Raw genomic sequence first — 4,572 nt, 5'->3', positions numbered from 1 at the left:
ACTCTACGTCTCGTCAGATCCACTGGTAGCCAAGTCCTTTATTGTTTCGATGATCACCGTAACACTTTGCTGCTTATGGCCAATGGTGATCAATACGTCAGTGGGTGTTGCATCCATTGATGATAACTTGGTCAACGTAAGTAAGGTGTTGCGATTACCTGCTCTGAAACATGTTCAGAAAATTGTTTTACCTGCATCAGTACCGATGATCTTTACCGGAATGCGCTTGTCCTTAAGTATCGCATGGATGGTGTTGATCGCCGCAGAAATGTTGGCCCAAAACCCAGGCCTTGGAAAGTTCGTTTGGGATGAATTCCAGAATGGTAGTTCAGATTCACTAAGTAGAATTATGGCAGCAGTCGTTGTAATTGGTTTTATCGGATTCTTGTTAGATCGCGCAATGTTACAAATACAAAAGCGAGTGTCTTGGGATAATAAAGGCCTTTAAGCCTTAACCTGCCCGAACAGCTACAAGTAACGAAATACGATTGAATTTATTGAGGATAGAATTATGAGCGCATTATTAGATATTAGTCATATAGATATGGTCTTTCCGACACCAAAGGGGCCGTTCACAGCGCTGCAGGACGTGAGTTTACAAATTAAAAAGGGCGAGTTTGTATCGCTTATCGGACACTCGGGTTGTGGTAAGTCAACCGTTTTGAACGTTGTCGCTGGCCTACATCAGGCAACCAATGGCGGTGTAGTTCTTAGCGGCAAAGAAGTGACAGAACCAGGACCTGAGCGAGCCGTTGTCTTCCAAAATCATTCTCTATTGCCGTGGTTGACGGCGTATGAAAATGTTGAGCTGGCCGTTAAGCAAGTATTCGGAAAAACTAAGTCAAAAGCAGAAACTAAAGAGTGGGTAGAACATAATCTTCACTTGGTTCATATGGATCACGCTATGTATAAGCGTCCTGACGAAATATCAGGGGGTATGAAGCAGCGTGTGGGTATCGCTCGTGCTTTGGCGATGCAGCCAGAGATTTTGTTAATGGATGAGCCATTTGGCGCGCTAGATGCCCTGACCAGGGCGCATATGCAAGACTCCTTAATGGAGATCCAGAATGAGCTGAATAATACCGTTATTATGATCACCCATGATGTTGACGAAGCAGTTTTGCTGTCAGATAGAATTGTCATGATGACTAATGGCCCAGCGGCAACGATTGGTGAAATATTAGATGTTGGTCTTGAACGCCCTCGTGATCGATTGGCCTTAGCAGAAGACCCAGAATACGTTCACCTTCGATCAGAAGTTCTAAAGTTCCTGTACGAAAAACAACGAAAAGTTGAACCGATTAGTGCCTCAGTAAAAAAAACTAAAGCTGCCTCAGGTATTGCGGCAGCGTAAGACAAGTTAATCATTACTCCCGTTTACAATGGCGTAAACATAGGGGGTAGGTGGACAACGGCGTTCACAAGTAATGCGACACGAGAAAACTGTTGAGTAGAGGCTCAGTAGTTATCTCACAGCGCATTGTTTGTGAGCGCTTTTTTAATGCCTTAAGAATTAGTAAAGCCATATTTATAGCGAGGGTCACAGCATAAACAAAGAATGACTGACTTATGCTTGGCCTTTAAAAAAGTAACTAGGAGATGTAAATGAAAAAACGTTCAATTAGCCTATTAAGCACAGCAATCGCTACGATCATTGCTTCGAGTAGCGTTGTCGCTGCACCAGAAACGATTACTGAGGCGATTACAGGTGGTAAAGCCTATGGTGACTTGCGTTTACGATATGAAAGTGACGACCGAAGCAATGACACTGATTCAGATGCCTTAACCCTACGTACGAGAATCGGATACAAAACGGCAGAATTCAAAGGCTTTACTGCACTGGTCGAGTTTGAAGATAGTCGTGAAGTTTTGGGGATTGAAGAAGCGGACGATGATGCATTAATTCTAGACTCAGAAGTAACTGAGCTCGATCAAGGCTTTATTCAATATAAGAATGACATGGTGACAGCAAAACTAGGGCGTCAAGTGATTGCCTTGGACGGTCAGCGTCATGTAGGTCATGTTGGTTGGCGCCAAGATCGCCAGACTTTTGATGCGGCGAGAGTTACGGTTAAGCCAATTGAAGGTCTTACTTTAGATGCATCCTATATTTATAAAGTAAACCGAATTAACTCAGGTGCCTTTGCGGATGTCGCTGATACTGATATAACACTATTAAATGTTGCTTACCAAACTCCCTTTGGTAAAGCTGTGGTATACAACTATGAGATCTCAGGAGAGCCTTATGGTGCCGCAGATGGTTGGGATGAGCTATCAACAATTGGTGCAAGTTTTACCGGCTCAACATTAGCAGGTGAAGATCTGAAAGTTTCATATGCTCTAGAGTATGCTTCGCAAGATAATGAAACGAAAGATGCCAGTATGGATTATATGATGGCTGAGGTTGGCCTAACTGCGTCAGGAGTGACAGGCAAGCTTGGGTATTCGTCCTTAGGATCTGACGACGGCAATCAGTCGTTCGCGACACCTTTAGCAACTGTTCATAAGTTTGAAGGTTGGGCTGATGCATTTCTAGGTCAGTCCTTGTTTGGTGCGGGTGGCGGTAATGGTGTTGTAGACACTTATGCTTCAGTCTCAGGTAAGTTCGCTGGTGTAAAACTGGTGGGTGTTTACCATGATTTTGAGACCGATGAAGGCAGTGCTGACGCGGGTAGAGAGATAGATCTTTTGGCAGTCAAAAAGTTTAATAAAACCTATAGCGGAGGCCTGAAGTATGCTGATTACTCGGCACCTTCTGGCGGTACTGATAAGTCCGTAATGTGGGCGTGGGTTGGAATGAAGTTCTAAAGTCTGACACATAACTATAAGCCGTTAATAAGACTTCAGGGTCTTATTTTGCTAGCCTGGTGCCGTACCCGTCGCGGGTTGACAAGACTTTCCTCTTGTTAATTCAGGCTAGCTTTTTTCGGTTTTTTATGTGGGCTAGAGAGATACTCTAGCAAGGCTTCGAGCTTCATTGCTTCATGGAATAAACTTCCTTGTGCGTAGTCGCAGCCATGGCTTTTTAAGTGTGCAAGCTGTAAATCATTTTCAACGCCATCAGCAGTAACAGAAAGTTTCATCTGATGAGCCATACTAATAATTGCATTGCTAAAGTTAGTGTTTGCCTGATTTTCAGGGAGACCATTAAGGTAGCGTTGGTCTATTTTTAAGGCGTGAGCCGGAACTTGTTTCAAGTAGCTCATTGACGCATAGCCTGAACCAAAACGATCGATGATAATATGAACGCCCATATCTTTCAGTTCTTTTAGACGACCAATCACTTCGGGCTTTTGGTCAACGAAGCACTTTTCAACTACCTCGAAATGCAGGTATTTAATATAGTTCGGGTGTTCGGAAAATAGCGCTCGTACTTCAGAAACAAAGTAACGGTCTTTAAGTTGTCTAGGCGATATGTTGACACTAAAGCTAATATCTTTGATGCCTTCTTTAAGTAGTCTTTGGATATCTTTTACAAGCTGTTTTAGCACCCAGTTACCGAGAGGAATAATGCTGCCTGCATTTTCTGCTATCGAGATAAAATCATCGGGCATACGAATATCTTCTTCAGTGTATTGCCAGCGTAGAGATGCTTCTACGCCTGAAATGCTTTGATCTTTTAAATCGAGAATCGGCTGATAAACCAAAAAGAAGTCTTGGTTTTCAATGCTGTGCTGAATTTCCTTTTCTGTCTTTATTTTATAGCGGATCTCGTTGTTCATATCTTCAGAGAAGAATTGATAATTGTTTCTGCCGCTTTGCTTTGCCTGATACATAGCGATGTCGGCATTATTAATAAGGTCAGTGTCATTAAGCGAGTCTTCAGGGGTGACGCTAATGCCAATACTCGCGGTGATAAAGACTTCCTGAGTGTCGATGATCACGGGAGATTCAAAAGAGTTGATTATATTCTGTGTTACTTTACTGGCATCTTCGTAATTCTTAATGTTGCTTAGTAAGACTGTAAATTCATCACCACTGATACGAGCAATGCTATCGTTTTGCCTTACATGCTCATTCAAGCGCTTGGCGACGGATTTTAGAATCTCGTCACCGGCCTGATGACCTAGGGAGTCATTAATGGTTTTGAAGTTATCTATATCAATAAACAACAATGCAGCTTTTACCATATTACGTTTGGCATTTTGAATTGCTGACTCGAGCCTCTTCTGGAATAGTACCCGATTTTCTAGACCTGTCAGCGGGTCGTATAAAGCCATACGTTCCATTTCATCGTGATGATTCTTGATATCGGTGATATCTTCGAAAGTAATCACATAGTGAGATATTTCTGAGGTTTCTTGATAGGGATGGCTTTTAAGCAATGAAATACTGGTCTTCATCCAATGCGTGTCACCATTTGCATCGGTGCACTTGAGTTTACTCTGAATCAGACCTTCGGTATTAGGCGATAAGCTTTGTGTACTCAACTCCTGAGAGGAGATCGGGGGAAGGGAAAGTTTGTTTTCCAGTATCGAAATTGGCTGCCCCTCCAGCTTCATATCACAGCTACCAGTAAGCTTTAGAAATGCCTTACTGGCATAACTAATTGTGTGCTCCTTATCTATAATT

Annotated in this window: 4 protein-coding genes; 3 read left to right on the top strand and 1 reads right to left on the bottom strand. The window is 42.8% G+C overall.

The features are described from left to right. The 3 genes from A3757_RS11475 to A3757_RS11465 form a co-directional block, all read left to right on the top strand. The coding region (locus A3757_RS11475) for an ABC transporter permease (protein ID WP_156506288.1) at nucleotides 1–448 on the top strand (448 nt) is incomplete at its 5' end. A gap of 63 nt (nucleotides 449–511) precedes the next feature. Further along, a complete protein-coding gene (locus A3757_RS11470; RefSeq protein ID WP_068553593.1) occupies nucleotides 512–1,354 on the top strand; it encodes an ABC transporter ATP-binding protein in 843 nt (280 codons plus the stop codon). A 251-nt stretch (nucleotides 1,355–1,605) separates the two neighbouring features. Beyond that, entirely contained in the window at nucleotides 1,606–2,808 is a 1,203-nt protein-coding gene (locus A3757_RS11465; RefSeq protein ID WP_068553591.1) for an alginate export family protein, read from the top strand. 98 nt (nucleotides 2,809–2,906) lie between these two features. Here the strand turns inward: A3757_RS11465 and A3757_RS11460 are convergent. Then, nucleotides 2,907–4,572 (bottom strand): EAL domain-containing protein (locus tag A3757_RS11460; protein ID WP_068739658.1); only part of this gene is annotated, 1,666 nt, incomplete at its 5' end.

The organism is Oleiphilus sp. HI0117, from assembly GCF_001635235.1.
The sequence above is the reverse complement of the archived record's forward strand: the minus strand, read 5'-3'. Positions and strand labels throughout refer to the sequence as shown.

Bases quoted from the DNA above. Each gene is read 5' to 3' on its own strand.
- A3757_RS11470 (WP_068553593.1), top strand. From the start codon at position 512: ATGAGCGCATTATTAGATATTAGTCATATAGATATGGTCTTTCCGACA.
- A3757_RS11465 (WP_068553591.1), top strand. From the start codon at position 1,606: ATGAAAAAACGTTCAATTAGCCTATTAAGCACAGCAATCGCTACGATC.